This window comes from Halorubrum sp. Atlit-28R (genome assembly GCF_003665955.1).
Classification (GTDB): Archaea; Halobacteriota; Halobacteria; order Halobacteriales; family Haloferacaceae; genus Halorubrum; species Halorubrum tropicale.
Genome location: NZ_QPLS01000057.1, coordinates 1 through 799, shown reverse-complemented (window position 1 = coordinate 799; position 799 = coordinate 1). Strand labels below are relative to the sequence as shown.

Genomic DNA, 799 nt, shown 5'->3' with positions numbered 1-799 from the left:
AGAAGGTGGATTAATAAACTATAGTCGTGACTAGCGAACTAGTTGAATCAAACGACGCCGGGAGCACACGAGTCTGCCAGGACTTCGCTCCTATCGGCGTCGAAGGATGCTTACGCGGACACGGCGGGCGGGTGGCCCGTTGTCCTAACTCAACCAATGTGGTTGGGGCTTATGGGATTATCGGATTTTCACCCGGCGTTAGTGTTCGCACAAAAGCGACACTAAATGTACGATACGGACGATACGACGGCACACGAACCGACTGAGAAGCGAAGCCTTCGCTTTGCGACTGACCTCGAGGCGGACGTCTCGCTTACAGACTGGACCGCCCTTCGGGTTCATCGAGTAATCTTCGACGAGACAGAGAGTCAATTTGCGCTTCTCGAGGCACTACAAACAGCGGCGGACGGTGTCGACATACTCGAGTTTGAACACCGACTGTCGAGTTGTGGGTTTGACGTCGATGGGTCAGTCGTGAAACTTGCACGACGAGCTGTCGCCGGCGAGAGACGGGCTCTGTGGGACTTGATTCGGTATGCGCGACGGTTGGGACATGATGAGATGGGACAGCCACAGAGCGCCTTAGAGGACGCTCTCGCGTTCACTCGTCTATTGGGCTATAGCAACCCTCAACAGACGATAGCAATCGGTCTCAATGCGGCTTTCAGAGAGACGCGGCGCGACCAGGCCGACGAGATTATCGAGTACGTTCTAACGCTGTCTGAGAGCGTCGACGTGGTCCTTGGTGGGTCAGAGATCGACCGAGTGTACTTGCACAACTACTACGGCGATATTCTCC

At 55.2% G+C, this 799-nt stretch carries 1 pseudogene; it reads left to right on the top strand.

Features of this window, described 5'->3' with window-relative positions:
* Positions 1-225 precede the first annotated feature (225 nt).
* Positions 226-799: pseudogene (locus DVK06_RS16765) on the top strand (transcriptional regulator); the annotation flags it as partial.